The 25,783-nt window shown below is 43.7% G+C and carries 23 protein-coding genes; 22 read left to right on the top strand and 1 reads right to left on the bottom strand.

What is annotated here, in order from left to right:
- Positions 1-18 precede the first annotated feature (18 nt).
- The 13 genes from GKG41_RS03095 to GKG41_RS03035 all read left to right on the top strand — a co-directional run bounded on the left by GKG41_RS03095 (position 19) and on the right by GKG41_RS03035 (position 12,414).
- Positions 19-498 carry a TRAP transporter small permease gene (locus GKG41_RS03095; RefSeq protein ID WP_154257016.1) on the top strand — a complete coding sequence of 160 codons (480 nt, stop codon included), beginning with the start codon at positions 19-21 and terminating at the stop codon, positions 496-498.
- Positions 498-1,781 (top strand): TRAP transporter large permease, encoded by a 1,284-nt coding sequence (locus GKG41_RS03090; RefSeq protein ID WP_154257015.1) that lies wholly within the window; start codon positions 498-500, stop codon positions 1,779-1,781. The genes GKG41_RS03095 and GKG41_RS03090 overlap by 1 nt, the downstream gene beginning before the upstream one ends.
- A gap of 16 nt (positions 1,782-1,797) precedes the next feature.
- A complete protein-coding gene (locus GKG41_RS03085; protein WP_154257014.1) occupies positions 1,798-2,637 on the top strand; it encodes a transketolase in 840 nt (279 codons plus the stop codon).
- A gap of 13 nt (positions 2,638-2,650) precedes the next feature.
- Entirely contained in the window at positions 2,651-3,586 is a 936-nt protein-coding gene (locus tag GKG41_RS03080) for a transketolase C-terminal domain-containing protein (RefSeq protein WP_154257013.1), read from the top strand.
- A 50-nt stretch (positions 3,587-3,636) separates the two neighbouring features.
- Entirely contained in the window at positions 3,637-4,395 is a 759-nt protein-coding gene (locus GKG41_RS03075; RefSeq protein WP_154257012.1) for an SDR family NAD(P)-dependent oxidoreductase, read from the top strand.
- A gap of 171 nt (positions 4,396-4,566) precedes the next feature.
- Positions 4,567-5,274, top strand: a complete 708-nt coding sequence (locus GKG41_RS03070; RefSeq protein ID WP_154257011.1) for a GntR family transcriptional regulator — start codon at positions 4,567-4,569, stop codon at positions 5,272-5,274.
- Between the two features lie 296 nt (positions 5,275-5,570).
- Positions 5,571-6,290 carry a GntR family transcriptional regulator gene (locus tag GKG41_RS03065; protein ID WP_154257010.1) on the top strand — a complete coding sequence of 240 codons (720 nt, stop codon included), beginning with the start codon at positions 5,571-5,573 and terminating at the stop codon, positions 6,288-6,290.
- A 298-nt stretch (positions 6,291-6,588) separates the two neighbouring features.
- The gene (locus GKG41_RS03060) at positions 6,589-7,653 is read left to right on the top strand and encodes a DctP family TRAP transporter solute-binding subunit (protein ID WP_154257009.1); all 1,065 of its coding nucleotides are present in this window, start codon (positions 6,589-6,591) and stop codon (positions 7,651-7,653) included.
- A gap of 74 nt (positions 7,654-7,727) precedes the next feature.
- The gene (locus GKG41_RS03055; protein ID WP_154257008.1) at positions 7,728-8,201 is read left to right on the top strand and encodes a TRAP transporter small permease; all 474 of its coding nucleotides are present in this window, start codon (positions 7,728-7,730) and stop codon (positions 8,199-8,201) included.
- Positions 8,201-9,478, top strand: a complete 1,278-nt coding sequence (locus tag GKG41_RS03050; protein ID WP_154257007.1) for a TRAP transporter large permease — start codon at positions 8,201-8,203, stop codon at positions 9,476-9,478. The genes GKG41_RS03055 and GKG41_RS03050 overlap by 1 nt, the downstream gene beginning before the upstream one ends.
- A 128-nt stretch (positions 9,479-9,606) precedes the next feature.
- Complete coding sequence (locus GKG41_RS03045) at positions 9,607-10,437, top strand: transketolase (RefSeq protein ID WP_154257006.1); 831 nt, start codon at positions 9,607-9,609, stop codon at positions 10,435-10,437.
- 2 nt (positions 10,438-10,439) lie between these two features.
- Positions 10,440-11,372: a transketolase C-terminal domain-containing protein gene (locus tag GKG41_RS03040; protein ID WP_154257005.1), complete on the top strand. Its 933-nt coding sequence runs from the start codon at positions 10,440-10,442 to the stop codon at positions 11,370-11,372.
- Between the two features lie 16 nt (positions 11,373-11,388).
- Positions 11,389-12,414 carry an alcohol dehydrogenase catalytic domain-containing protein gene (locus GKG41_RS03035; protein ID WP_154257004.1) on the top strand — a complete coding sequence of 342 codons (1,026 nt, stop codon included), beginning with the start codon at positions 11,389-11,391 and terminating at the stop codon, positions 12,412-12,414.
- Positions 12,415-12,520: 106 nt separating this feature from the next.
- On the opposite strand, the gene GKG41_RS03030 is transcribed toward GKG41_RS03035, so the two are convergent.
- Complete coding sequence (locus GKG41_RS03030; protein WP_243140996.1) at positions 12,521-12,952, bottom strand: DUF4368 domain-containing protein; 432 nt, start codon at positions 12,950-12,952, stop codon at positions 12,521-12,523.
- A gap of 82 nt (positions 12,953-13,034) precedes the next feature.
- On the opposite strand from GKG41_RS03030, the gene GKG41_RS03025 reads away from it, so the two are divergent.
- The 9 genes from GKG41_RS03025 (at position 13,035) to GKG41_RS02985 (ending at position 25,648) form a co-directional block, all read left to right on the top strand.
- Positions 13,035-13,886 carry an N-6 DNA methylase gene (locus GKG41_RS03025; RefSeq protein WP_243140997.1) on the top strand — a complete coding sequence of 284 codons (852 nt, stop codon included), beginning with the start codon at positions 13,035-13,037 and terminating at the stop codon, positions 13,884-13,886.
- 16 nt (positions 13,887-13,902) lie between these two features.
- Entirely contained in the window at positions 13,903-15,048 is a 1,146-nt protein-coding gene (locus GKG41_RS03020) for a restriction endonuclease subunit S (RefSeq protein ID WP_154257003.1), read from the top strand.
- A 40-nt stretch (positions 15,049-15,088) separates the two neighbouring features.
- Positions 15,089-16,897, top strand: coding sequence for a type I restriction enzyme endonuclease domain-containing protein (locus tag GKG41_RS03015; RefSeq protein ID WP_243140998.1), 1,809 nt, complete (start codon positions 15,089-15,091; stop codon positions 16,895-16,897).
- Positions 16,898-17,229: 332 nt separating this feature from the next.
- Positions 17,230-18,261 (top strand): LacI family DNA-binding transcriptional regulator, encoded by a 1,032-nt coding sequence (locus GKG41_RS03010; RefSeq protein WP_154257002.1) that lies wholly within the window; start codon positions 17,230-17,232, stop codon positions 18,259-18,261.
- Positions 18,262-18,292: 31 nt separating this feature from the next.
- Positions 18,293-19,615 carry a sugar ABC transporter substrate-binding protein gene (locus GKG41_RS03005; protein ID WP_154257001.1) on the top strand — a complete coding sequence of 441 codons (1,323 nt, stop codon included), beginning with the start codon at positions 18,293-18,295 and terminating at the stop codon, positions 19,613-19,615.
- 62 nt (positions 19,616-19,677) lie between these two features.
- The gene (locus GKG41_RS03000) at positions 19,678-20,565 is read left to right on the top strand and encodes a sugar ABC transporter permease (RefSeq protein ID WP_154257000.1); all 888 of its coding nucleotides are present in this window, start codon (positions 19,678-19,680) and stop codon (positions 20,563-20,565) included.
- A 2-nt stretch (positions 20,566-20,567) separates the two neighbouring features.
- Entirely contained in the window at positions 20,568-21,398 is an 831-nt protein-coding gene (locus GKG41_RS02995) for a carbohydrate ABC transporter permease (protein WP_154256999.1), read from the top strand.
- 4 nt (positions 21,399-21,402) lie between these two features.
- Positions 21,403-23,712 carry a hypothetical protein gene (locus tag GKG41_RS02990; protein ID WP_154256998.1) on the top strand — a complete coding sequence of 770 codons (2,310 nt, stop codon included), beginning with the start codon at positions 21,403-21,405 and terminating at the stop codon, positions 23,710-23,712.
- A gap of 10 nt (positions 23,713-23,722) precedes the next feature.
- Positions 23,723-25,648: a beta-L-arabinofuranosidase domain-containing protein gene (locus GKG41_RS02985; protein WP_154256997.1), complete on the top strand. Its 1,926-nt coding sequence runs from the start codon at positions 23,723-23,725 to the stop codon at positions 25,646-25,648.
- Positions 25,649-25,783 lie beyond the last annotated feature (135 nt).

Raw genomic sequence — 25,783 nt, 5'->3', positions numbered from 1 at the left:
GGGAAAGGGAGTAATCTTATGGGTATTTTGAAAAGAATAGAAGAAATATTGTCTGTAATATGCCTGGGTACCATGACTGTACTGGTCTTTGCCAATGTAGTGTCCAGATATGTATTCAGCGCATCCTTCTCATTTTCGGAAGAAATTACAACATATTTATTTGTTTTATTAAGCCTGCTGGGCACAGCAATCGCGGCAAAAAGAAAGGCTCATCTGGGCCTGACTATTATAACGGATTTGGTAAACCCCAGAATACGTAAAATCATGGAGATTATTGGATATGGGTTTGCAGTGGCCTTTACCTTTGCCATCTTTTATTATGGCATCTTGATGGTAAAAAGCCAGATAGAGTTAGGGCAGGTGACTGCGGCAATGCAGTGGCCGGAATGGATTTTCGGTTCCTTTGTGCCATTTGGTTCCTTCTTTGTTTTGATCCGATTCGGACAGAACCTGATAGAATCCATAAAATGGAAACCTGGTAAGGAGGTAAAAGAATAATGGTAGCAGCAGTATTATTTATAACATTCGCGGTACTTTTATTAATCGGAGCCCCCATAGCAGTATGCCTGGGTGCCTCCAGTGTGATTTCTATGATTGTTCAGGGAGCCGGCCGGCCTTTGGAGGCGATTATGAGCAGCCTTCCCCGTCTGGTATCCTCTTCCACCAGCAAGTTTGTACTGCTTGCAATACCATTCTTTATTCTGGGCGGAAATATAATGGAAAAGGCAGGAATCTCCCAAAAACTGATTCGCCTGGCTGAGGTTTGTGTAGGCCATATCAGAGGAGGCATGGCTATGGTGTGTGTCATCGTTGCCTGTTTCTTTGCGGCCATTTCAGGATCTGGTCCGGCAACCGTTGCGGCACTGGGACTCATCATTGTTCCGGCAATGATCAAGGCTGGTTATAAACCGGCATTTGCGGCGGCACTTATGGCGGCGGCGGGAGCCATCGGTGTTATTATCCCTCCGTCTATTACCTTTGTAGTGTATGGTTCTATCTCTGATACCTCTATCGGTACACTGTTTATTGCCGGTGTGCTCCCGGGAATCCTGATGGGGGCCGGGCTGTTAATCACAGCGCTGCTGGTAGGCAGAAAGACAAAGCTGAAGACACTTCCGAAAGCCACGGGGAAAGAACGCTGGCAGGCCTTTAAGGATGCGTTCTGGGGGCTTTTGATGCCGGTCATCATCCTGGGTGGTATCTACGGAGGAATCTTTACTCCCACAGAGGCTGCAGCAGTCTCCGCGGTATACGGGCTGTTTGTAGGAATTTTCATTTATAAGACCATAAAACTAAAAGAATTATATGCGATTTTAGTGGACTCTACGTCAACAACAGCTACCGTAATGTTCATAACAGCGGCAGCAAGCTTATTTGCATATGTCCTTACGAGAGCAAGGCTGGATGTTGCCATCAGTACAGCGCTCCAGAATGCAACAGGTGGCAACGTCATAGTATTCTTCCTGATTGTAAACATTCTTCTGCTGATTGCGGGATGTTTCCTGGACTCTACCTCAGCACTTTATATCTTCACACCATTGTTCGTACCGGTTGCCCAGGCACTGGGAGTAGACATGGTACATCTGGGCGTGGTTATGATTGTAAACCTGGCAATCGGACTGTTCACTCCGCCGGTAGGTGTTAACTTATATGTAGCCTGCGGTGTAGGCGATGTGAACCTGAAACAGATATCAAAAGCGGTGGTTCCGCTCCTGATTACTTCTATTATAGTGTTACTATTAATTACCTACATACCACAAATTTCATTAGCATTGGTATAGAAAGAGGAGGATTGCAATGAGAGATGTAAGCGTAAAAGAATTGGAAAAACAGTGTATTGAGCTGAAAAAAAAGGTTTTGACCATGATTTACAAAGCTCAGTCTGGCCATCCGGGAGGCTCACTGTCAGCAGCTGATTTTGTAACAGCCCTGTACTTTCGGGAGATGAACCTGAATCCCGGGAACCCAAAATGGGAGGACAGGGACAGATTTGTTCTGTCCAAGGGACATGTGTGCCCTATCCAGTATGCGGCGCTGGCAACACTCGGCTATTTTGACGAGAAGGAATTGGATACACTTCGGAAAGAAGGATCTATTCTCCAGGGGCATCCGGATATGAAGAAATGTCCAGGGATTGATATCTCCACAGGATCTCTGGGACAGGGGCTTGCCTGCGGTGTAGGTATGGCAGTGGCAGGCAAAGCGGATCAAAAAGAGTACCGTGTATTTGTGGTAGTTGGAGACGGAGAATGCCAGGAAGGCGAAATCTGGGAGGCTGCACAGACAGCAAATAAGTATCAGCTGGACAATCTGGTGGTATTTGTGGACAATAATAACCTTCAGCTGGACGGAACTACTGATGAGGTTATGCCGAATATCAATCTCGGCAAAAAGTTCGAGGCTTTCGGCTTTGAAACATTAACTATTGACGGTCACAATATGGAAGAAATTGTAGCTGCACTGGATAAGGTCCGGGCTGCTAAGAACGGAAAACCCAAATGTATCTTTGCAAATACTGTAAAAGGCCATGGAATCTCCTTTATGGAAAATCAGTGCGGCTGGCATGGAGTGGCACCTAACGATGCGCAGTACGAGCAGGCTATGAAGGAATTAGAAGAACAGCTGAGTGCTATTTAATGGAGGGATTAAAATGAGCGAAGTAAAGAAAGCAACCAGAGATGGATTCGGAGAAGAGATCGTTGCCCTGGGAAAACAGAATAAAGACATTTATGTGGTGGACATCGATATAGGAAAATCCTGTAAGACAGGCAAATTCCGGGAGGAACTTCCAAAACAGTACTTCAATGTAGGCATTGCGGAGCAGAACGGTGCCGGAGTGGCAGCGGGCATGGCAACCTGCGGCAAAATCCCCTTTGTGGTTACCTATGCAGTCTTCGGCTCCCTGAGAATGTGCGAGATGATTCGTCAGGAGATCTGCTATCCAAAACTCAATGTAAAGATTGCGTGCTCTCACGGGGGAGTGACCCCTGCCAATGACGGAGCCAGCCACCAGAGTATAGAGGATATGGGGGTACTGCGCACTATTCCTAACATGACTGTTATCATGCCGGCTGACTATTACGCTGCGAAGACGCTGGTAAAAAAGGCAGCAGAGATGGACGGCCCATGTTATCTGAGGTTTACCAGGGATGCGGTCCCCGTAATATACGATGAGAATACGGAATTTGAAATCGGAAAGGCCAATCTGGTAAAAGACGGAACAGATGTTGCGATAATTGCAAATGGAGATACCGTAAATATTGCTGTAAAAGCAGCAAATGAGCTGGAGGCAAAGGGAATCAAGGCAAAGGTATTGGATATGCATACCATTAAGCCTCTGGATACAGAAGCGGTTATGGACTGCGTGGAAAACATAGGTAGAATTATCACGGTAGAAGACCACAATATTATGAACGGGCTTGGAAGCGCGGTCTGTGAGGTAGCTTCAGAGGCAGGGAAAGGCATAGTCAAGCGTGTGGGCATTCAGGATCAGTTCGGCCAGTCTGCTCCTTACGAAAGACTGCTGGAGATGAACGGAATTACCGTGGAGAATATAGTTGCTATTGCAGAAAAACTCACTAAATAATAAGTTTTAACATCCTACATATTATATAGGATAGAAAGGAAGCGTAAGAAATGTTAGACTTTAACGGACAGGTAGTAATTGTTACAGGAAGTGGTTCACCAAAAGGAATCGGTAAGACCATCGCTCTTACCTTTGCCGGACAGGGAGCAACGGTGGTAGTTGCCGATATGAACAGCGAGGGAGTGAAAGCATCGGTTGCAGATATAGAGGCAGCCGGAGGAAAGGCTTTTGGAATCACAGTAGATATCACATCTCCGGAATCGGTACAGTCTATGGCAGATACTGTTATGGATAGGTTCGGAAGGATCGATGTATTAGTAAATAATGCAGGCATCTCCCAAAAGGTCACAGTAGAGGATATGACGCTGGAGGATATGAAGCGAATCTTTAATGTTAATATGTTCGGGCTATTTTTGTGTACCCAGGCATGTATGAAGCCTATGCGGGCGGCAAAATACGGCAGAATTGTGAACCTTTCTTCAGTATCCGGAAAAAGAGGCGGAGGAGTATTCGGCGGCGCCCATTATTCTGCGTCTAAAGCAGCAGTTCTCGCATTCTCTAAAAATCTGTCCAGAGAAATATCGTCAGAAGGGATTACTATTAACAGTGTGTGTCCCGGATTAATCAATACAGAGATCTGGAAGTCTCTTCCTCAGGAAGCGGCAGATAAGATTATCAGTGATATCCCTATGGGACGGCCAGGAGAAACCCAGGAAGTAGCCAATGCCATTGTCTTCCTGGCATCTAAGGAAGCGTCCTATATTACAGGAGAAGAAATAGATATCAATGGCGGTTCCCATATGGATTAATTTCTCCTAAAGGAAGAACGGGGTGTGTACTTTTTAGCAAAGGTACATACCCTCTTCTTGATCTGCCCCAATTCCTTCTGATAAATAATTGACAAATTCAATGGATTGCTTTAAAGTAATATGTATATTATAGGATGTAGCGACATAAATCGGAAATGGAGAGTTCTAATTATGGTAGAACGGGCAAGTTATTTAAAAAGACTGAACAGCGAATCCGTGGTGCAGAGGGTTATTAACTGTCTCACCGATGCGATGCTGACAAAACAATTAAAGCCAGGAGACAAGATCCCCACAGAGATGGAGCTGTCAGAATCATTGGGCGTGGGACGCAATTCCATACGCGAGGCAATTAAAATTCTGGTATATCTGGGGGTGCTGGAGATACGCAGAGCAGAGGGAACCTTTGTCTGTGAGGGATTTTCCGAGAGCATGATTGACCCTATGGTTTATGGAATTATCCTGGATAAGACAGACGACTACGAAAACCTTATGGAACTAAGAGAATTAATCGAGGTAGGGGTGGTCCACCTGGCAATGCAGAAATACCAGGAAAAAGAGCTGAAGGATCTTGAGAACCACTTATTTGTTCTCAAGGAAGAAATTCAAAAGGGTCTGGGAAATATAGATGCTATCTTTGAAGCAGATAATCAATTCCATGATGCCGTATCGGCTATGGGATACAATCCACTGGTCGATAAGATTAATAAGGTAGTAAGGGTGCTGACTCACGGGGTACGTCTGGATACGGTAACAAGGATGGTAGAAACCGGAAGGGGTATGGAATTGTATGAAGCCCATGAGAAAATATACTGTATGCTGCTGAACCGGGACGAGAACAATATTAATGAACTTATAAAAGGGACATATTTTCAGGAGTAGCTGAACGAACAGAGGCAATGTTTGGTATATCAATAGATCTATGGATCGCTGTAAAATGAAAGCTTTTCAGCGGTCCATTTTGTTATGTATTTAACGATCTGTAGATCCAGATTATTTAGCTACCATTGGTACAAATTATAAAAAGTCACGAAAAGCATTTGCTGTGGACAATTAGTTTTGTGTGATATATACTAAAAATACGAAATATCTGTCTGTGAAGAGCGATGAAATTGACTCGGGATAAAATGCCTGGTCGATATAGAATAATTTGATATTAAGCGAAAAGAGGCGAAACTATGGGAAAAAGATATTTATCTCCAATAAATACAAAATCAATGGTGCAGATTGTAATAGACCGGATATCAGGTGCCATTATAGATGGAGAATTGAGGCCGGGGGATAAGATTCCAACAGAGCCGGAGCTTAGTGCCATGTTTAATGTAGGGAGAAATACAGTGAGAGAGGCCATTCGGATCTTAGTGGCATATGGGGTGCTGGAGATACGCAGGGCGGAAGGAACCTTCGTATGTGACGGATTTTCTCCACAGATTATAAACCCGGCAATCTATCAGATTATTCTGCAGAAGGAAAACAGTTATGACGAACTGATCGATCTTCGGAAAATAATTGAAAACGGCGTTATGCATCTGTTAATGGAAAAGAAAGTATCCCAGGAAACCTGGAATAAAATTGGCTGTAAATGTGATCTCCTGGTGAAGGAACTGGAAAAAGAGACACCCGATATTGCCAAAGTTGCCGATGCGGATATTGATTTTCATGAGGAGATAGCAAAGGCTACGAATAATTCTCTGGTTTTAGTGGTGCATGATGTTATTGTGCAGCTGACGAGAGAATCAAGGTACCATACCATAGAGCGGGTAATTGCCAAAGGAGATAAGCAGTATCTGATTTACACCCATAAAAATCTGGTGGAAAAACTTCAGGGAGATGATATTAATGCCCTGTATGCAGCTATAAATGACAGCTATTTTTACTGGAAAGATATATACCGCTGATACGTGGACCGGGAGAGGGTCTGAAGCAGCCTGTAAGTGCAGGAGCTTCAGGCCCTTTCATAGTATGAGGGGGTGTCTGTGCGAGGAACCGGCGGGGAAGGAATGAAATGACGAAAGGAGAGCAGAAAAATAAGCGGAGAAAGTAAAATAATAACTAAAAATATAGAGGAAAAATAGTGCAAAGTGTAAAATGTGAATAAATACATTGACATTCCAGGTCCCAGATGCTATATTTACGTCATAACATCCCATGTTAGGATGAAAGGATGCAAAAAAGAAAAATGTAAAGGAGAAGCGTATGAAGAAAAGAGTAGTTTGTTCAATTTTATGTGCAGTCATGGCAATTGGTTTGATATCTGGGTGTGGGAGCAGTTCGGGAGATTCCGGGGAAACCGATGCTTCTGCGGGGGGCAGCAGTGCAGAAGCAGTGGAAGGTGATTTTGATACTGTCAGTCTGAAATTGAGCTGCAATGGAACAGATACTGCGAATGACACAAAAGCAGCAAAATTATTTGCTGAGAAAGTGAATCAGAAATCCGGGGGGGAAATAACGGTAACCGTATATCCGAACGACCAGCTGGCGGGAGGGAATATGTCAAAGGGACTGGAGATGCTGTGCGACGGAACCGTAGATCTGGATGTACACTCAACCAGCATTATTTCCAATCTGGACAATAGTCTCATGGTGAGTACACTGCCCTGGCTGTTTTCGGATTATCAGGCTGCAGAGGATGCCTTTTACGGTGCAGGGGGAGAGTATATTGATTCCGTGCTGCAGAAGAAAGGGGTATATTATCTGGGCGCTGTACATAATGGGTTTAAAGCTATAACCAACAGCAAGCACCCAGTAGAAAAACCCGAGGACTTGAAAGGGCTCAAAATCCGTATTCCCGGTGGAGATTTTTTCAGTGCATTCTATGAAGCTTTTGGGGCATCTCCCCAGGCTATGTCATGGTCCGAGGTATTTACCGCGCTCCAGCAGGGCACGATTGACGGACATGACAATTCTCTAAGTACTATTAATTCAGCAAACGTTCAGGAGGTTCAGAAATATATATCTATTTCAAAGCATACCTATGAGGCATTTACATTCATGGCTAATGCAAAGAAATTTGATACTTTGAGCCAGGATACGCAGGACCTGATCCGGGAATGTGTAGAAGAGGCAACAAAGGAGATGAACAAGGAGATTGCAGAAGAAGAAGCTCAGCTGGAGAAAAAGTTTGAGAAAGAAAACGGATGTGAGATTTATACATTCACAGAAGACGATATTACTGCTTTCAAGGCAGTAGTACAGCCACTGGTTGATGAGTATAAGGGGATATATGGTTCAGAAGCCTGCACTGCCTTCGGTGTGAAATAGACCGGCGGGCACAGGAGCGGAAAAGCTGACCAACATGTGACGTGCCTTGCACTGGCTGAAAAGGAGTAGTAGATATGAAAAAATTCATAGGAGAACTTGAAGATAATTTTTGCTCGGCGATTTTGCTGATCATGACTTTATTAACTTGTATTAATGTATTTGCCAGATACATATTTCACAGTTCTATGCCATTTGTGGAGGAACTGACCTCATTAGGATTAGTAATTATCAGTTTAACAGGTGCCGCAGTAGCTGCAAAAAGAGGGGCGCATCTGGGATTAACGGTTTTGACAGATTTGCTCTCAAAAGAAAAACAAAAGTGGTTCACTTTGCTTGGGCATTTGCTTGGGGCTGTATTTGGAGGCGTAATGCTCTATTACGGAGTGCTTATGGCCTACCAGGAGTATACCCTGAAGCAGACAACAGCAGGAATGCAGTGGCCGGAGTGGCTGTTCGGTATGTTTATCCCCATCAGCGGTGTAGTTTTGCTGATCCGTTATATTCAGCTGTTTATACAGGTTTATAAGAGAAAGGAGAACAAAGAATAATGGTAGCTTTGATCTTATTTGGATCCTTTTTTATACTGCTTCTTCTAAATGTTCCCATAGGACTTTCCCTGGGTGTGTCAAGCATTCTGACGCTGCTGTATGAGAATCTGCCGGTTTCCATGGTATCCAGCAATTTATATTCCTCAACCAGTAAATTTGTATTACTGGCCATACCATTTTTTATATTAGGCGGAAATATTATGGAAAAAAGCGGGATCTCCCAGAGACTGATTGACTTCTGCAGAACCCTGGTAGGGCACAAAAAAAGCGGAATGGCTATGGTTTGTGTTATTGTGGCATGCTTCTTTGCGGCTATTTCAGGTTCCGGACCGGCTACTGTTGCGGCGCTGGGGATGATTATTATTCCCGCAATGACAAGGGTGGGATACAATAAAGCCAGTTCAACCGCCTTAATGTCAACTGCCGGGGCTATCGGGATTATTATCCCTCCGTCAATTACATTTGTTATCTATGGATCCATTACAGGAAACTCCGTAGGCTCACTCTTTGCGTCAGGCATTGTACCGGGCATCTTAATGGGGGTTATGCTGGTAATTGCTATGGTGTGGGTGAGCCGGAAAGAAGAGCTGAAGCTATTGCCCAAGGCAACAGGCAAAGAAAAGTGGACGGCATTTAAAGATGCTTTCTGGGGGCTTCTCATGCCGGTTATTATTCTGGGGGGCATATACGGAGGGATCTTTACCCCCACAGAAGCAGCAGCAGTGTCTGCTGTCTACGGATTAATCGTGGGATTGTTTATCTATAAGTCTATTACGTTAAAAGATATTAAAAGACTTTTGGCTGACTCTGTATCACAGACAGCAGTTGTCATGTTTATTGTAGGAACTGCCAGCCTGTTTGCATGGGTTCTCACGGTTACAGGTCTTGCCGCTTCAGCCAGCAACATGCTGATTCAGGTAAGCGGAGGAAACAAATATATCTTCCTGCTGATTATCAATGTTATTCTGCTAATAGCCGGGTGCTTTATAGACGCCAACTCAGCATCGTATATTTTAGTGCCTATTCTTTATCCCGTTGCTATTTCGCTTGGCATCGACGGTGTACATCTGGGGTGTATCATGGTAATGAATATGGCCATAGGACTGATAACCCCTCCGGTCGGGGTAAACCTTTATGTGGGCTGCGGTATTGCCAATGTATCCCTCAAGGAGATTTCAAAAGCAGTATTGCCTTTTGTAGCGGCATCCATTGTAGCGCTGCTTTTGACCACATATATTCCTGTACTGTCTATGTTTTTGCCAAAACTTCTTGGCTAGTTCAGGTGAATATTGAAAACTCCAATGTAAGCTGGATATCCAAGACTTGCATTGGAGTAAGAGAAATTTTTTTGATTTCAAACATCCCATGTTATGATGTTTGAATAATAGATGACGAGGTGAAATGTATGAAAAATATGAGCGTAGAAGAATTGAAAGAGCAGGCAAAGGAATTGCGAAAGACAGCACTGGCTATGATCTATGAAGCTCAGTCAGGCCATCCGGGGGGTGCATTTTCTGCGGCAGACCTTATAACTGCTTTATACTACAGAGAAATGAATCTTGATCCCCGGAACCCGAAATGGTCTGACAGAGATCGGTTTATTCTGTCCAAAGGGCATGCATGCCCCATCCAGTATGCCGCCTTAGGAAGTCTTGGATATTTTGACAGAGAGATTTTCCACACACTTCGGAAGGAAGGGTCCATTCTGCAGGGGCATCCGGATATGAAAAAGTGTCCGGGTATTGATATCTCAACCGGTTCTCTGGGACAGGGGCTGTCCTGCGGTGTGGGTATGGCTCTGGCCGGTAAGAGAGATAAGAAAGACTACCGGGTATTTGTAATGGTTGGGGACGGAGAACTGGACGAAGGCCAGATCTGGGAGGCGGTTATGGCCGGCAATGCGTGGAACCTGGACAACTTAACCGTTATGATAGACAATAACAGCCTGCAGCTGGACGGAACCTGTGACCAGGTGATTCCCCATCTGGATCTGACGAAAAAGTTTGAGGCCTTTGGGTATGAGACCTACGAGATTGACGGAAACAATATGCAGGAAGTAGTGGATACCCTAGATAAAATCAGGGAATCCAAAACGGGAAGACCCAAATGTATAAATGCCCATACCATCAAGGGAAAAGGTGTGTCCTATATGGAGAATCAGTTGGGATGGCACGGGATGGCGCCTAATGAGGAGCAGTATAAAATTGCGGTGGAAGAGCTGGAAAGGGGATTTTAGATATGGAGACAAAGAAAATTGCAACCCGGGATGGATTTGGAGAGGCCATAGCAGAACTGGGAAAAGAGAACAAAGATATCTATGTGGTGGATATTGATATTGGAAAGTCCTGTAAGACAGGAGAGTTTGCAAAAAAGTTCCCCAGGCAGCATGTGAATGTGGGAATAGCCGAGCAGAATGGTGCGGGCGTAGCTGCAGGTCTTGCCACCACTGGAAAGATCCCCTTTGTGGTAACCTATGCAGTATTCGGAAGCCTGCGTATGGGAGAGCAGGTGCGTCAGGAGATATGCTACCCGAATCTGAATGTGAAGATTGCCTGCTCACACGGGGGACTGACACCGGCCAATGACGGAGCCAGCCATCAGAGTATCGAGGACATGGGGGTCTACCGTACCATCCCCAATATGACCGTGATTATGCCGGCTGATTACTATGCCGCCAAAGCATTGGTCAGAGAAGCGGCCAATACCTATGGACCTATGTATCTGCGGTTTACCAGAGATGCGGTTCCTGTAATCTACAGCGGGGAGACAAAATTCGAAATCGGGAAAGCTGTGCGTCTTTCCGAGGGAAAAGACGTTGCTATCATTGCCAATGGAGATACGGTTTGCATTGCACTGAAGGCAAAGGATATTCTGGAACAGAGGGGGCTGTCTGCAAGAGTGCTGGATATGCATACAATCAAGCCTCTGGATACGGATGCTGTTATGAGCTGCATAAAAGATATCGGCAGAATCATAACGGTAGAAGATCATAACATATTAAATGGACTTGGAAGCGCTGTCTGTGAGACAGCTGCAGAAGCCGGAGGGGCCAGGGTAAAACGGGTCGGTGTACAGGATAGGTTCGGTATGTCCGCCCCCTATGAACGCCTTCTGGAAATGAATGGAATAACGGCAGAACATATCGCAGATCTGGCAATGGAAGAATGGTAGAAAGGAAATTTTAGGTATGAGGGCAGGATTCATAGAAAAACCGGGAGCAGCTTATTTTAAAGAAGTAGAGGAACCTCAAATCGTAAATGATACAGATGTTAAGATTCAGGTGAAGGCAACGGGAATCTGCGGTTCAGAGGTCCATGCATTTCATGGCAAACATCCCTTTCGTATCCCACCGGTAGTGTCCGGACATGAGTTTGCCGGCATCATTGTGGAAGTGGGAAAAGGCGTCACAAAATATAAGCCCGGAGACCGGGTGACGGCAGAACCTCAATATGGCTGCGGAGAGTGCCCAGCCTGCAGAGCAGGCAGATACAATATTTGCAGGGATAAAAAAGTACTGGGATCTAATGGATGGAGCGGCTCTTTCGGAGAATTTGTTGTGGTTCCCGAGAAGACAATTGTGCCGCTTAAAAAGGAGGTCAGCTTTGAGCAGGGCGCATTGATCGAACCTATAGCGGTTGGTATGCATGCGGTAAGGCAGAATCGTATCTCTATCAGTGATACCGTGCTGATTATAGGGGCAGGGACAATTGGTCTGGGCATACTGTTAAGTGTGAGGGCCTGCAATCCCAGATGCATTATAATGACAGATGTGGTGGATTTTAATCTGGAGGCAGCGGGCAAGATGGGCTGCACCCATGTTATCAACAGCACAAAAGAGAGCCTGGAAGAAAAAATAATGGAGATTACAGAGGGTAAAGGAGTTGACATAACATTTCTTGCCTTTGGCAACGGACCGGTGGTGGAGGAGGCGGCGAAACTCACTAAAAGAGGCGGAGTTATCTCAGAGATAGCACTTATGCAAAACAGTGAGAGAGCGCCCTATGAACTTATCCAGAGCAAAGAGATCTCCCTGATAGGGTCAAATATGTATACCTATGAGGATTACATGGTAGTGGTAGACTGCATGGCAAAGGGATTAATAGATACCAGCCAGTTTATCACACAGAGATATCCCATAGAAAAGATGCAGGAGGCTATGGATATGGCTGACAAAAGACCTGAGCCGGTGATTAAGGTTATGCTGGAGTTTTAACTGTCGGAGACAAAAAGATACCCTCATTTGGAGCGGTCAGATAGGGATTATTAATTCCTGAAAAATTCGGCATAGTCGTAGATTTGCGGCTATGCCGTTTTTTCGTTTATTTTGGTAAGTCGATAGCGCCAATGCAGTTATAGAAAATTTGAATCCGCTGGGTTCTGCGGCCATCTACCTTTTCAGCCTTAAATACTATAATTTTGTCAATGAACTCTCGGATAATCTCTGCATCCAATTCTGTAATTTCTGTGTACTTTTTAACCAGTGCCAAAAAGCGGTCGGTATTGAGGGACTGTTCATTTGCAGTATCAATGGTATGTTTTAATTTGATTATCCTTTCTTCCAGAACCTTCTGCTCGGCTTCATATTCAGCTGACATCTTGTAAAAACGCTCTTCGGGAATTTTGCCCATCACATTGTCTTCATATAGCTGTCGAATGATTTTGTCTATGTCAGCAATGCGAGTCTGTGCTTGTTCGTACTCCTTTTGACTTTGGCGGAGTTCTTTGGCAAGTTCCTTTTCTGAATTATTCATAACTATACGGATGAATTCCTGTTCATGGTCTTTGGCAAAGGAGGTTACACGCCTTAATTATAATACATGGAGACTTTGCAAAATGAATCTTGCCATTCGTGGTATAGATGCGAATTTAGGTCAGCAGAATGCCGACTCATTCCACAATGATCAACACAAAAATCTTAAGGCGGACTACATCATGGCCAATCCCCCATTCAACATAAGCGATTGGGGAGGCGAGCGTTTAATTGATGATCCACGTTGGGGGAAATACGGAATCCCTCCTGCAGGTAACGCTAACTACGCTTGGATTCTACATATGCTATATCACTTGGCTCCGAGCGGTACAGCTGGTTTTGTTCTTGCTAATGGTTCTCTTTCGTCGTCCACTATAAGCGAATACACAATTCGTAAAAACTTAATAGAAGATGACAAAATTGATTGTATTGTAACCTTACCAGGTGGATTATTTTCGACCACCTCTATTCCTGTATGCCTTTGGTTTATAACAAGAAACAAATTAAAAAATGGGCATCGTGATAGACATGGTGAAATACTCTTTATTGATGCACGCAATATGGAAACTGAACCACTAGAAGATAGCCGTACACAACGAAAATTAACAGATAAAACCATCGATGATATTACATCAATTTATCATGCTTTCAGAAATCATGAAAAGAAAGCAATAAGAGCAGATGGTGCAGAAATAACCTATGAAGATAAGCAAGGTTTTTGGAAAGTTGCTACTCTTAAAGAAATAAGAGCTAAAGATTATAATCTAACTCCTTCTAGTTATGTTGGTGTTGCTCATATTGAAGTAGATGTTGAGCCGTTTGAAGAGAAAATGGAAAGATTGACAAAACAGTTGTCAAATATTAGAAAAGAGTCTAGAAGGCTTGATGAGAGTATATCCGTTCAATTGTTGAAATATGGCTGGAAAATTGATTAAGAAAGGGGCTAATGTTATGTTACTAGGTGATTTAATAATAAACTACGATTATATGCGTGTCCCTTTGTCTTCAAAACAAAGAGAAAACATAGATAAGGTATATCCTTATTATGGTGCTCAAGGTATAATCGACTATGTCGATAGATATCTTTTCGATGGAGAATATATGTTGATTGCAGAGGATGGAGAGAATCTCCGTTCTCGTAAATTGCCTATAGCTACAATTGTATCGGGAAAGTTTTGGGTTAACAATCACGCACATATTGTAACAGCCAATGAACACTCCAATTTAAGATTTTTATGTTATTGGTTAAATAGCACTGATATTTCAGAATATATTACAGGTTCTGCACAGCCAAAATTAAATCAAGCTAACTTAAATAAAATACCGATTCCTGATCTGTCTAAAAAGGAACAAGATGATATTGGTGCAATATTATCTGGCTATGAAGATAAAATCGAATCTAACAAGAAACAGGTCTCAATGCTTGCGGATACTATTAACTCTATATATTATAATTGGTTTTATGATTTTAATTATCCAAATCCTACTGGAGAATTACAAAACGGCATTCCTATGAATTGGGAACGGTCTAATGTTTTCGAAAGAGTTTTTGAAGTAAAAGAGAAAAATAAAAATAACAACGATTACCCAGTGCTTTCGGTTATAAAAGAAGGAGAATTCAAACTATCTGATGATGTTTTCACGAAACAGGTATATAGTAAATCAACTGTAAACTACAAAATTGTTAGACGAAATCAAGTGGCATACAATCCTGCTAGAGCAAATATTGGTTCCATTGCTATGCTGACTGATTTTGATGTTGGGTTAGTAAGCCCAATATATGTTGTCTTCGAATTGAAAGAGACCATAACCCCAACTTTTTTCTATTATTATATGAAACAGCCTATGTTTTTAGAAAATATCAAGCACCATGCTATAGGTACAACACGCCAGAATTTTCCGTTTGAAGCATTTAAAATGTTTGATATAATCGTACCTCCAATGGAGCTTCAGTTGCGATTTGAAGAAATAGCAAAACCTATAGAGCAGAAAATTGCAAAACTAAAAGAAGAAAATGCTGTTTTGGCTGAAATAAGAGATACTCTTTTACCAAAGCTTATAAGCGGAGAATTACCAGTGGAAGTAGGTGAAGCATAATGACTGATTATGAAGAATATCTTTTGGATTTGCTAAATATATGCGCGATGCTTTACCAAATGCCTCTTTTATAGGTTTTACTGGTACTCCAGTAGAATTGAGTGACAAAAATACACCTGCATTATTTGGAGATTATATTGATATCTATGATTTAACGCAGGCAGTCAAAGATAGAACAACCGTTCCTATATATTATGAAAGCCGAATTGCTAAGCTTGATATTCCTCAGGAGTTCAAGCCTAAAATAGATATTGAATATGCGGAAATTGTAAAAGAACAAGAAGAAACATATGTAATCAATCAACAAAAAAAGTGGGCTAGACTTGAAGCTCTTGTAGGAACCGATACTCGTCTTGATGTTATTGCAAAGGATTTTTTACACCATTATGATCTGAGACAGAGTGCACTCAGTGGCAAAGCTATGTTTGTAACAATGTCTAGAAACATAGCTGTTAAACTATACTCAAAAATTATTAAATATCGTCCAGAATGGCATAATTCTGAAGTGGATAAAGGAACAATTAAAGTTATTATGACATCTGCTGCGTCAGATCCACCAGAATTCCAGATGCACTCAACTACTTCTGCTCAGAAAAAAATTCTTGCAAAAAGGATGAAAGACCCGCATGATGAGTTAAAGGTTGTGATTGTTTGTGATATGTGGCTAACAGGTTTCGATGTTCCGTGTTTGCATACTATGTATATTGATAAACCTATGAGTGGGCATAACCTAATGCAAGCTATAGCGCGAGTCAATCGTGTGTTTAAAGATAAACCTGGTGGATTAGTTGTAGATTACATCGGTATAGCTGATAATCTTCGAAGTGCCCTTGCACAATATACCCCTTCTGATAGAAAAACAACTGGTATTGATCCTCAGGTTGCAGTAGATTTAATGATGGAAAAATATGAGCAAATAAAAGGTTTGTTACACGGATTCGATTATAGCTGTTACTTAGATGGTACAGCATCTCAAAGAATAGATTGTATAGTTAGATGTGTAGACTTCATTCTTGGAAAAAAAGAAGAAGAAAAAAAAGACTTTCTAAACTTTGTAGTTGAGATAGGAAAAGCATATGCTCTGTGCGCCACATCAGAAAAAGCACAAGAAATTAACCTTGAGATAAGTTTTTTTAAAGCGGTCAAAGCCGGAATAATAAAATTGTTACCCAAGGGTAAACCTAAGAAAACAAAAGATCAAGTTGAATATGAAATAGAACAACTAGTTTCAAAATCTGTTATTTCAGAAGAGATAGTAGATATTCTTGCAGCGGTAGGCTTAAATAGACCAGATATATCCATACTTTCTGATGAATTTTTAGAGGAAGTTAGAGGGCTTCCGCAAAAAAACTTAGCATTAGAACTATTACGAAGATTGCTTGATGGTAGAATTAAGGCGATTTCTAGAAAAAACGTTGTTCAAGCTAAAAAATTCTCAGAAATGCTAGAAGCATCAGTTAATAAGTATGCTAAACGGTCAATCGAAACTGCTGAAGTTATAAAGACGCTTATCGAAATGGCAAAAGATTTGAATAGTCTTCATAAAAGAGGTGAAGAACTAGGTTTATCTGATGATGAGTTAGCATTTTATGATGCTATATCTGAAAATGAATCCGCCAGAGAATTCTATGAAAATGATGTGCTGAAGCAAATTGCAAAAGAACTAACAATTAATATACGAAATAGCATGAAAGTTGACTGGGATGTACGTGAAAGTGTACGTGCTCAGATGCGCATTACCGTTAAGCGGCTTCTACGTAAATATAAGTATCCACCTGATAAACAGGCAGATGCAGTTAAATTAATTATTGAACAAGCAGAAAAAATGTCTGAAAATGAATTACAGTAAAATGACGAAAGACAAAGACCAGCCATTTCAAGTACATATGCTTGGATATGGCTGGTCTTTTTGCCTCCGCTTGAAGCTGCTCATTTAAGTTTTTCTTCAATCCCTAAGTGAACGCTTCTTTAGGGGGTGTCTTTTTGTCTTTGAAATTATAAAAAGTGTTATTGACAACTGAAGATAACCGTGATATATTAAGCATATAGATTAATCGTTTAACTAAGTAATTAGTATTAAAAAAATAAATATGAACGAATAATATATAAAAGTTGCACAATTAAATCTATTTTTTTTACTTTATAAGTTAATCGATTAACTCAAGAGGGAGGGAAGCTGTTATGAATATGAAGGAGATTGCCGAGAAGGCGGGTGTATCCGTGGCAACGGTATCCTATGTTCTGAATGGTACAGGTAATGTGAGCCAGAAAAAGCGGGAAGAAATTATGCAGATCGTCGGAGAGGAGGGGTATGTTCCCAACAGAATAGCAAAAAGCCTGAGAACAAAGAAGAGTAATACGATTGGCATCATGGTGGAGGATATCACAGCATTTCAGACTCCCAGAATTATTAATGGAATTAATGAGTATGCAGAGCGGCATGGATATACTGTTATTCTAAATGACATGGGGCTGCTAAAGCGTGTGGGAAAAGATTTTGAGTCAATCAGCCGGTATAAGGAGATAATAGAAAAGGGCTTTCAGATTTTTGAACGGGCCCAGGTGGACGGAATTATTTATGTGGCCCTCCATGACAGAGACGTGTCACAGCTTTTAAAACCGGTAGGGGTTCCTTTTGTCCTTGCCTATTGTTATGACACCGGCAAAAAAAATTATTACGTGACCTATGACAATAAGAATATAACAAAAAAAGCAGTTCAGCACTTAATCGCCAACAATCATACAGACATCGGATTAATCTGCGGGGAGGAATCGTCAAAACCAGCGCACCAGCGGTACGAGGGATTCCGGGAAGCCATGGAAGAGAATCATCTTACCATCAACAATGACTACATTTTCCCCGGGGATTGGGAATTCGAATCCGGGAGGTTGGCTTATGAGAGGTACAAAAAACTGATGAGCAAACCAACCGCGATTTTTGCTATGAACGATTTGATGGCAGTAGGGTTTATAGACGCCGCTCTGGATGACGGGGTAAGAATTCCGGAAGATGTATCTATCATTGGATTCGATAATCAGGAAGTATGCAGGTTTACCCGTCCCAGGCTGACAACTGTGGATCTGCCTCTGGAAGCCATGGGAGATGAGGCTGGCCGGCTGCTTCTGAGTCTGATCCATAAGGAGAAGGTTAAGGAGAAAAAGGTAGTTCTGGACTGCCGGTTTGTGGAGAAAAAGTCTGTAGCTAAAAGGTAAATAATAAACATATGTAAGCAGGAGGTATTTTATGAAAAGGAAACTGATGTGTCTGGTAATGGGAATGACAATGGCGTCCATGCTGTTTTCCGGGTGTGGGGATAAGCAGGAATCTGACGGGGGAACAGCCAAGGAACAGACAAAGGAAGAGGGAACGGACAGTAAAAGTGAAAAAGGAACCAAGCTTGTTATAGGTGCGGAAGCCGGGGCTCCAAACATTGCTTTCTATCAGGAGCATTCAAAGGAATTCACCGAAGAGACGGGGATAGAGATAGAGTGGGTGGAGATACCTCATGATAATATGCATGAGCGCTTTGTTCAGGAAGCCATATCCGGCAGCGGGGCAATTGACATCTATGATACGGATCAGCCCTGGATATCAGAATTTGCATCCAAAGGTTATCTGGAACCTCTGGGAGACAAGCTTACCGAAGAAGATAAGAGTGACTTTTATCAGGCAGCTTTAGATGCATCCTCCTATGAGGGCGAGGTTTATTCTATACCATTTTTTGTCCATACGCCTATTGTGTATTACAGAACAGATTTATTTGAGGAAGCAGGCATAACAGAATTCCCTAAGACGTGGGAGGAATATGCGGAGGCTGCGAAGAAGCTAACAAAGGATGATGTGTATGGAACCATCATTGAGGCAAAGCAGGCAGGTGAGCCTGTTACCCATCTGGTAGACTGGTTCTATCAGGGAGGGGGCTCTATTATTGACAAAGACAATAATGTTACTGTAAATTCACCGGAAAATATAGAAACCTTTAATTTTCTTCTGAAAATGATGTATGAGGACAAGAGCGTCATGCCGGGTTCCCTGGGATATGATAACGCAGATGTGCACAATATGTTTATGCAGGGGAAAGTTGCTATGGTGAAGAACTGGCCCTATATGTATGCTATGGCAAAGGATCCGGAGCAGTCAGCAGTATCGGATAAATTTGCAGTGGCAGTTCAGCCCGCAGGAAAAGAGCAGGCAACCGCGGCATGGACCTGGGGATTCGGAATATCAAACAGCTCTAAAAACAAAGAGGCAGCGTGGGAGTTTATACAGTGGGCGACATCTCCCGAACAGTTGGCAGCATTGGGAATAGCAAATACCAATCCGGTACCCAGAAACTCCTCTCTTGAGATAGTGAAAGGTGATACTTCTTTGACAGACTTTGACAAGGAAAGTATACAGGTAATGTCTGAGGCGTTGAATTATGCGTCCAATGCAACGGAAAATCCTAATTTTCCAACCGTGCAGAATGAGCTTTCCTATACACTTTCCAATATTATGTCTCAGCAGGTCAGTGTGGAAGAGGGACTGAAAGAGGCGGAGAAAACCATCAAAGAAGCAGTTGAGTAAAACTATATGCCCACACATATAACCGTTATGTGTGGGCATTACTTTTAGAAGAGGTGAGTAGAATGAGGGCAGTATCAGCCAGAGAAAGACGGCGGAGGTTAGCGGGGTACTCGCTGATCGCTCCCGCGGTTCTTATATTAATCATTACGTTTGCAGTACCTTTGCTTTATTCTTTTATAATCAGTATCTCGGATTCTAATGCTATTGTTGCCAATAAGTTTGAGTTGGTAGGGCTGAAAAACTATATATCGGTCCTTCAAAACTCCAAATTCCAGTCGGCTTTATTTCATACCTGCTTTTTTGTGATAACTACTATTATACTGGAATTTATCATTGGGTTTATTGTGGCCCTGCTGCTGTACCGGGAGACGGCCGGGTCTAAGTTTTTTAAATTGATTTTTGCAGTTCCTCTGATGGTTGCCCCTGTTGTTTCCGGACTCCAGTGGAGATGGCTGTTTGCAGACCAGTATGGGATTATTAACCACCTGCTGTCCAAAATAGGTATTGAGGCACCCTTATGGTTTACCTCGGCCCAGACCTCCTGGGTAACTATTATTGTGGCCAATCTGTGGCTTGCGGCGCCTTTTGTTATCCTTGTGCTTCTGGCAGGCCTGGGCGGACTGTCTGAGGAAATGAACGAGGCGGCGGAGATCGACGGAGCCAATAAATGGCAGGTCTTCCGGAGCATTATACTGCCCCAGCTGAAGCCTACTATTTTAATTATTTTGGTCATACGCCTCACCGATGCCTTCCGTATCTATGACTTAATTTACATTTTAACCGGAGGAGGTCCGGGGGGAAAGACAGAGGTGCTGAGCACGTATATCTATAAACGGATTTTTACAGACTGGGACTTTGGAAGGGGATCAGCGGCTTCTTTTATTGTCATGGTAATTATCTGCCTCCTCAGCCTGCTGTGCAGTAAGCTGATGAGCGAAAAGGAGGAGTAGGGATGAAAAAGAGAACAATCATAAACGGGACAGTGATTCTTCTTCTGTCAGTCTGTGCCATTATTACTATATTTCCTATCCTGTGGATTCTAATCACCTCGCTGAAGACGGATGTGCAGATGTTTTCCATTCCCCCGGATCTCCTCCCCAAGCCAGCCACTCTGAAGCATTACCAGGAGGTTATTGTGGAAGGGAATTTTCTCAGATATCTTTTTAATAGTATCGTGGTTGCACTGGTAAGCTGCGGTATTTCTATGGTGGTGGGGATACCCGCTGCCTATGGATTCGCAAAGTTCTCCAGCCGCAGTATAAAACCTGTCTTCGGGGCTGTGACTGCCGTGCGTATGGTCCCCCAGGTAGCAATGGTGATACCATTTTTTATGATTATGAGGAATCTGAAGCTGAGTGATACTGTAGCAGGTCTTATCCTCACCTATATTCCATTTGAGCTGACCCTGATTATCTGGATGCTGAAAAACTTTTTCGCACAGATACCTAAGGAGGTAGAAGAGGCGGCAGAGCTGGACGGGCTGGGCGTCTGGGGAACGCTGATTAAGGTAGCGGTGCCTCTGTCCAAATCATCCATAGGGGTGGCAGGACTCATGGCATTTCTGTTTTCCTGGAATGAATTCATGTTTGCCCTGTCTCTTACATCAACAGCCAGGGCTCAGACATTAACCATAGGGATTGCGGGATATGTTACTTCCTTCCAGACATTCTGGGGAGCCATGTCTGCAACGGGAATCCTGTTTATGATACCGGCATTTATACTGACAATAATTTTCCAGAAGGATTTAGTAAAAGGTCTGACTGCAGGAGCAGTGAAAGGATAGAGCTATGCGTATAAAAATAAATGAAAAGAGAACAGAAATAAGAGATTCAGAAGAAATGGTTGTGGGAACCATAACCAATCCGGTGATTTTTGAACTCTGGGACGGATCCCAGGAGAATTCTGTGATTCGGACGGAAACCTCATACCAGGAGGTGGTATATGGAACAGATGGAGTGACGGCATCTGCAGTCCTGGAGAACGAGGCGGCAGGAAGAATTGAGCTCACGGATCAGTACAGCGAAGACAATCGCGGCATTTTGCTAGAGCGGACAGTAAAGATCCTAAAAGCAGGCGGCAAAAAGGGGATCCGGCTTTTGCTGGAAATGGATCTGTTTCCGGAGGAGGAGACCGGATTCGGAGAACTCAGGTACTTTGCACCGCCGGCTATCTTTGACAAGAACGATCTGGATGAAGACGGGTATGAGGATTATTTTCATACACAGAAAACTATATTCCGGGATGACAGATTTAACTATCCTGCTTTTATGGCATTTTCAGAGAAGCATAAGAAGGCCGTCCGCCTGGAGCGTGCGCCGCTTCCTGCCTATGACTCTAATCCGGACCGGGGCAGCCAGGGAAGGGACGCATTATTTTTGCAGAAAACAGACATAGGAAGCATGGGAGTAGACGGGGAGGGAGAGGGAAATGTGAAGCTTGCCGCCTGCTACCCATTCTATGAGGGGGATGCCACCATCGGCCTTTACATTGTTAAGACAGTTCCCTTCGGTGCTTTCTGGCCGCTGGAGGAGGGAGAAAGCTTTCACGTCTCTTACCGTCTGAGCAGCTGCAGTCACAAGGACTTTCATGAAGCATGCTGGTACAACGTAAAGTCGGTCATTGACAGAGAAAAACCGGAACCAAAAGCATTGCTGGAGTCTCCGGAGGAAATTGTCCGATACCGTCTGGAGGCGCTGGATAAGTACTATGTTGAAAAAACATACGCAGAGGATGAAAATGAGCCGGCAGGTTATGTGCTGAACTGCCATCCCCAGGAGGGACGGCAGCTGGAGAACATTATTCAGTATGGATTTACCGGACAAAATATATTAAATGCCTGCAATGTACTCCGCTATGGATACCAGACAGAGAATCAGGAATATATCAGAAAAGCGAGGAAGGTAGCAGACTTTTTTGCCGATAAAATTCATATCAGGGAATCCGGACTGTTTTACAATCTATACAATATTGATATGAAAAAAGTGAATTTCTGGTGGACCGGCTTACTTCTCCCCCTTGCGTATGCCCAGGGGGAAGAACTGGAGGAGCTGATGGGTCCTCTGTATGACTATCGCAGAGAGGTCATAGATACTCTGGTAAACCTGAAAGGCGCGTACCTCAGATGTATGAATGAGGATGTGACAGCGCTTCTTCGTCTGTATCGCCTGGAAAAGGAGCACGGCGTTCTTCATGAAAACTGGCTGGAGGCCATCCAAAACTACGGGGAATTTCTTCTTACAGCACAGGAGGAGGATGGCGGCTGGTACAGAGCCTATGATTTGCAGGGCAATCCCATCACGCAACCGGAACTGTGGTTTGGAAAGAGCATTTACGAAAAGCGGTCTTCTACCGGGACCTCCATTTCATTCTTAGTGGAGATGTACCAGATGACAGGTGAGGAAAAATATTTGTCGGCGGCAGAAAAGGCGGGAGCTTTTGTAAAAGAATATATCATAGACAAGGTGAGATTTAACGGGGGTGTCCATGACAGTATCTATGCAAAGGGGCAGCTGATCGACAATGAAAGTATTTTATATCCTATGTTCGGCATGCTTTCTCTGTATGAGGCTACAAAAAAAGAAGTGTATCTGGAAGGAGCAGTGCGGGCAGCTCATTATACTGCATCCTGGGTATGCCTGTGGGATGTGCCTTTGCCGGAGGACAGTACGCTCAGAAAATATGGGTTTAACAGTATAGGAATGGGAGCCTGCGATACCTGCGGCTGCGGATATGTTCATCCCTTCCAGCTCATGTGTGTTGCCGAGATTGCGCAGATTGCTGTCTATGCCCAGGATCCGGAGCTTTTTGAGACCGCACGGCTCTACTGGCTGGGGTGCAGCCAGACAGTAGCTCTTCCGGAAAACGACTGGAGCTATGCAGAATATGGCCTTCAGGAGGAGGGGTATCTGGTGAGCTGGTGGGCGGTAGATGATCCTATGTTCAGCGGTGACAAGGGCTTTGGCCACAGGTGGAAAGGAGAGGGCAATAAGACTTGCTTCCCATGGATCAATGCTGTGGGAGTAAAGGCCTACTGGGCTCTGCTGGATCGCTTCGGAACTACTGACTTTGAACAGATACGAAATAAACATTTCAGCTAGGAGAACAAAAATGAGACTGGAGACAATTAATCTTTCAGATATAAAGATAGAAGACCGGTTCTGGACAAAACATATTCATTTAGTAAAAGACGTCATTCTTCCCTATCAGTGGGATATTATGAATGATAAGGTGCCTGGGGCAGAGTCCAGCCGCTGTCTGGAGAACTTTAAGATAGCGGCCGGCCGGATCCAGGGAGAATTCTACGGAGCTGTTTTTCAGGACACGGATATAGCAAAATGGATGGAAGCAGTGGGGTATTCCCTGTCTTCCGGGAGAAACCAGGAACTTGAGGCATTGGCCGACGGTGTGGTAGACCTTCTGGCAGAGGCACAGCAGCCGGATGGCTATATGGATACTTACTTCATTATCAGAGAGCCGGACAAAAAATGGAAGGATCTGTGCGAGGGGCATGAACTGTATACTGCGGGCCATATGATGGAAGCTGCCGTGGCTTACTACAACGCCACAGGAAAAAGAAAATTCCTCGACTGTGTTCTGAAGCTGGCGGATCTCATCTGCGAAACCTTTGGTCCCGGGGAGGGACAAAATCACGGATATCCCGGACACCAGGAGGTGGAAATCGGCCTGATAAAACTGTATGAGACTACAGGAAATCGGAAGTATCTTGACATGGCAAAATATTTTCTGGATATTCGCGGGTTAGGGGAGAACTACTTTCTGAAAGAGCAGAAGTCACCGGGCTACCTGCATATCTTCCCTGAATTCGAGGACTATGACCCCAGGTATTCACAGTCCCACAAGCCGGTAAGAGAACAGGATACTGCGGAGGGACATGCGGTGCGGGCGGTATACATGTACTGTGCCATGGCGGATGTGGCCAGTGCTTACGGGGATGAAGCAATGCTGGAGGCCTGCAGGCGGCTGTGGGATAATATAACGGAAAAGAGAATGTATATCACAGGGGGAATTGGATCCTCCGGAATCCTGGAGCGGTTTACCACAGACTATGATCTCCCCAACGATTATAATTATTCAGAGACCTGTGCGTCAATCGGCATGGCGCTGTTTAGCCTGCGGATGGCTAATATTACCCGGGAGAGCAAATACGCGGATGTAGTGGAGCTGGAGCTGTATAATAATATTCTGGCCGGGGTTGCCCTGAATGGCAAACGTTTCTTTTATGTAAACCCACTGGAGGTGATTCCCGGGAACTGTATCCCCAGAACGTCCAGGGAGCATGTAAAAGAGGAGCGGCAAAGGTGGTTCGGGGTGGCCTGCTGTCCCCCAAACATTGCAAGGACTCTGGCCTCTTTGGGACAGTACATTTATGGAATAGACAAAGACCACATTTATATGCATCTTTTTATATCCGGCCAGAGCAGTTTTTGTGTGGGAAATTCCACCGTCAGTATAGGAGTGGAGTCAGAGCTTCCCTGGCAGGGAGAGGTAAGGATCAGTCTGACAGGGGTACCGGAATCAGGGTTCTGCATAAACTTCAGGATTCCTGCCTATGCCCGGGACTACACAATATACTCCGGGGGAAGGCAGATACCGTTTGACAACTGCAGGGGATATGCAAGAGTCCGTGTGACAGAGGACACAGAGCTTCAGATTCACTTCTCCATGGAACCTGTGTTTGTCCGGGCCGATGTTAAGGTGAGTTCTGATGTGGGAAAAGTAGCTGTGATGCGGGGGCCTTTGGTCTACTGTCTGGAAGAGAGGGACAATGGAAATAATCTTGCAGCACTCTTTGCTGATACGGAAAAAGGGCTTTGGGAGGAACAGTCGGATGAGTTTGGGGGCATAATCGCAGTCAGATTTCAGGGGAAAAGGATGGTGAATAGATCCAGACATTTGTATGAAATCTATGAGCCGCAGTATGAGACCCGGGAAATACGGGCAATTCCCTATGCCTACTGGAACAACAGAGGTGTGGGTGAGATGGCTGTCTGGGTAAAAGCCATTATAAAGTAAATGATCAATACAGGCTGCTGTAAAATGAAATTTGTTTTACAGCAGCCTGTTTTGTCACTTTTTTATTGTCGTTATCAGAATATGTGATAAAATAGAAAAGAATGTAGAATGATAGAAAATAGAAATGTGGAGGTT

This window comes from Lactonifactor sp. BIOML-A5 (genome assembly GCF_009677585.1).
Lineage (GTDB): Bacteria > Bacillota > Clostridia > Lachnospirales > Lachnospiraceae > Lactonifactor.
This window is presented reverse-complemented; position numbering and strand designations above follow the sequence as displayed.

Excerpts from the sequence above, each read along its gene's own strand:
- GKG41_RS03095 (WP_154257016.1), top strand. The coding sequence starts at position 19 with ATGGGTATTTTGAAAAGAATAGAAGAAATATTGTCTGTAATATGCCTG.
- GKG41_RS03090 (WP_154257015.1), top strand. The coding sequence starts at position 498 with ATGGTAGCAGCAGTATTATTTATAACATTCGCGGTACTTTTATTAATC.
- GKG41_RS03085 (WP_154257014.1), top strand. The coding sequence starts at position 1,798 with ATGAGAGATGTAAGCGTAAAAGAATTGGAAAAACAGTGTATTGAGCTG.
- GKG41_RS03080 (WP_154257013.1), top strand. The coding sequence starts at position 2,651 with ATGAGCGAAGTAAAGAAAGCAACCAGAGATGGATTCGGAGAAGAGATC.
- GKG41_RS03075 (WP_154257012.1), top strand. The coding sequence starts at position 3,637 with ATGTTAGACTTTAACGGACAGGTAGTAATTGTTACAGGAAGTGGTTCA.
- GKG41_RS03070 (WP_154257011.1), top strand. The coding sequence starts at position 4,567 with ATGGTAGAACGGGCAAGTTATTTAAAAAGACTGAACAGCGAATCCGTG.
- GKG41_RS03065 (WP_154257010.1), top strand. The coding sequence starts at position 5,571 with ATGGGAAAAAGATATTTATCTCCAATAAATACAAAATCAATGGTGCAG.
- GKG41_RS03060 (WP_154257009.1), top strand. The coding sequence starts at position 6,589 with ATGAAGAAAAGAGTAGTTTGTTCAATTTTATGTGCAGTCATGGCAATT.
- GKG41_RS03055 (WP_154257008.1), top strand. The coding sequence starts at position 7,728 with ATGAAAAAATTCATAGGAGAACTTGAAGATAATTTTTGCTCGGCGATT.
- GKG41_RS03050 (WP_154257007.1), top strand. The coding sequence starts at position 8,201 with ATGGTAGCTTTGATCTTATTTGGATCCTTTTTTATACTGCTTCTTCTA.
- GKG41_RS03045 (WP_154257006.1), top strand. The coding sequence starts at position 9,607 with ATGAAAAATATGAGCGTAGAAGAATTGAAAGAGCAGGCAAAGGAATTG.
- GKG41_RS03040 (WP_154257005.1), top strand. The coding sequence starts at position 10,440 with ATGGAGACAAAGAAAATTGCAACCCGGGATGGATTTGGAGAGGCCATA.
- GKG41_RS03035 (WP_154257004.1), top strand. The coding sequence starts at position 11,389 with ATGAGGGCAGGATTCATAGAAAAACCGGGAGCAGCTTATTTTAAAGAA.
- GKG41_RS03030 (WP_243140996.1), bottom strand. The coding sequence starts at position 12,952 with ATGAATAATTCAGAAAAGGAACTTGCCAAAGAACTCCGCCAAAGTCAA.
- GKG41_RS03025 (WP_243140997.1), top strand. The coding sequence starts at position 13,035 with ATGAATCTTGCCATTCGTGGTATAGATGCGAATTTAGGTCAGCAGAAT.
- GKG41_RS03020 (WP_154257003.1), top strand. The coding sequence starts at position 13,903 with ATGTTACTAGGTGATTTAATAATAAACTACGATTATATGCGTGTCCCT.
- GKG41_RS03015 (WP_243140998.1), top strand. The coding sequence starts at position 15,089 with ATGCGCGATGCTTTACCAAATGCCTCTTTTATAGGTTTTACTGGTACT.
- GKG41_RS03010 (WP_154257002.1), top strand. The coding sequence starts at position 17,230 with ATGAATATGAAGGAGATTGCCGAGAAGGCGGGTGTATCCGTGGCAACG.
- GKG41_RS03005 (WP_154257001.1), top strand. The coding sequence starts at position 18,293 with ATGAAAAGGAAACTGATGTGTCTGGTAATGGGAATGACAATGGCGTCC.
- GKG41_RS03000 (WP_154257000.1), top strand. The coding sequence starts at position 19,678 with ATGAGGGCAGTATCAGCCAGAGAAAGACGGCGGAGGTTAGCGGGGTAC.
- GKG41_RS02995 (WP_154256999.1), top strand. The coding sequence starts at position 20,568 with ATGAAAAAGAGAACAATCATAAACGGGACAGTGATTCTTCTTCTGTCA.
- GKG41_RS02990 (WP_154256998.1), top strand. The coding sequence starts at position 21,403 with ATGCGTATAAAAATAAATGAAAAGAGAACAGAAATAAGAGATTCAGAA.
- GKG41_RS02985 (WP_154256997.1), top strand. The coding sequence starts at position 23,723 with ATGAGACTGGAGACAATTAATCTTTCAGATATAAAGATAGAAGACCGG.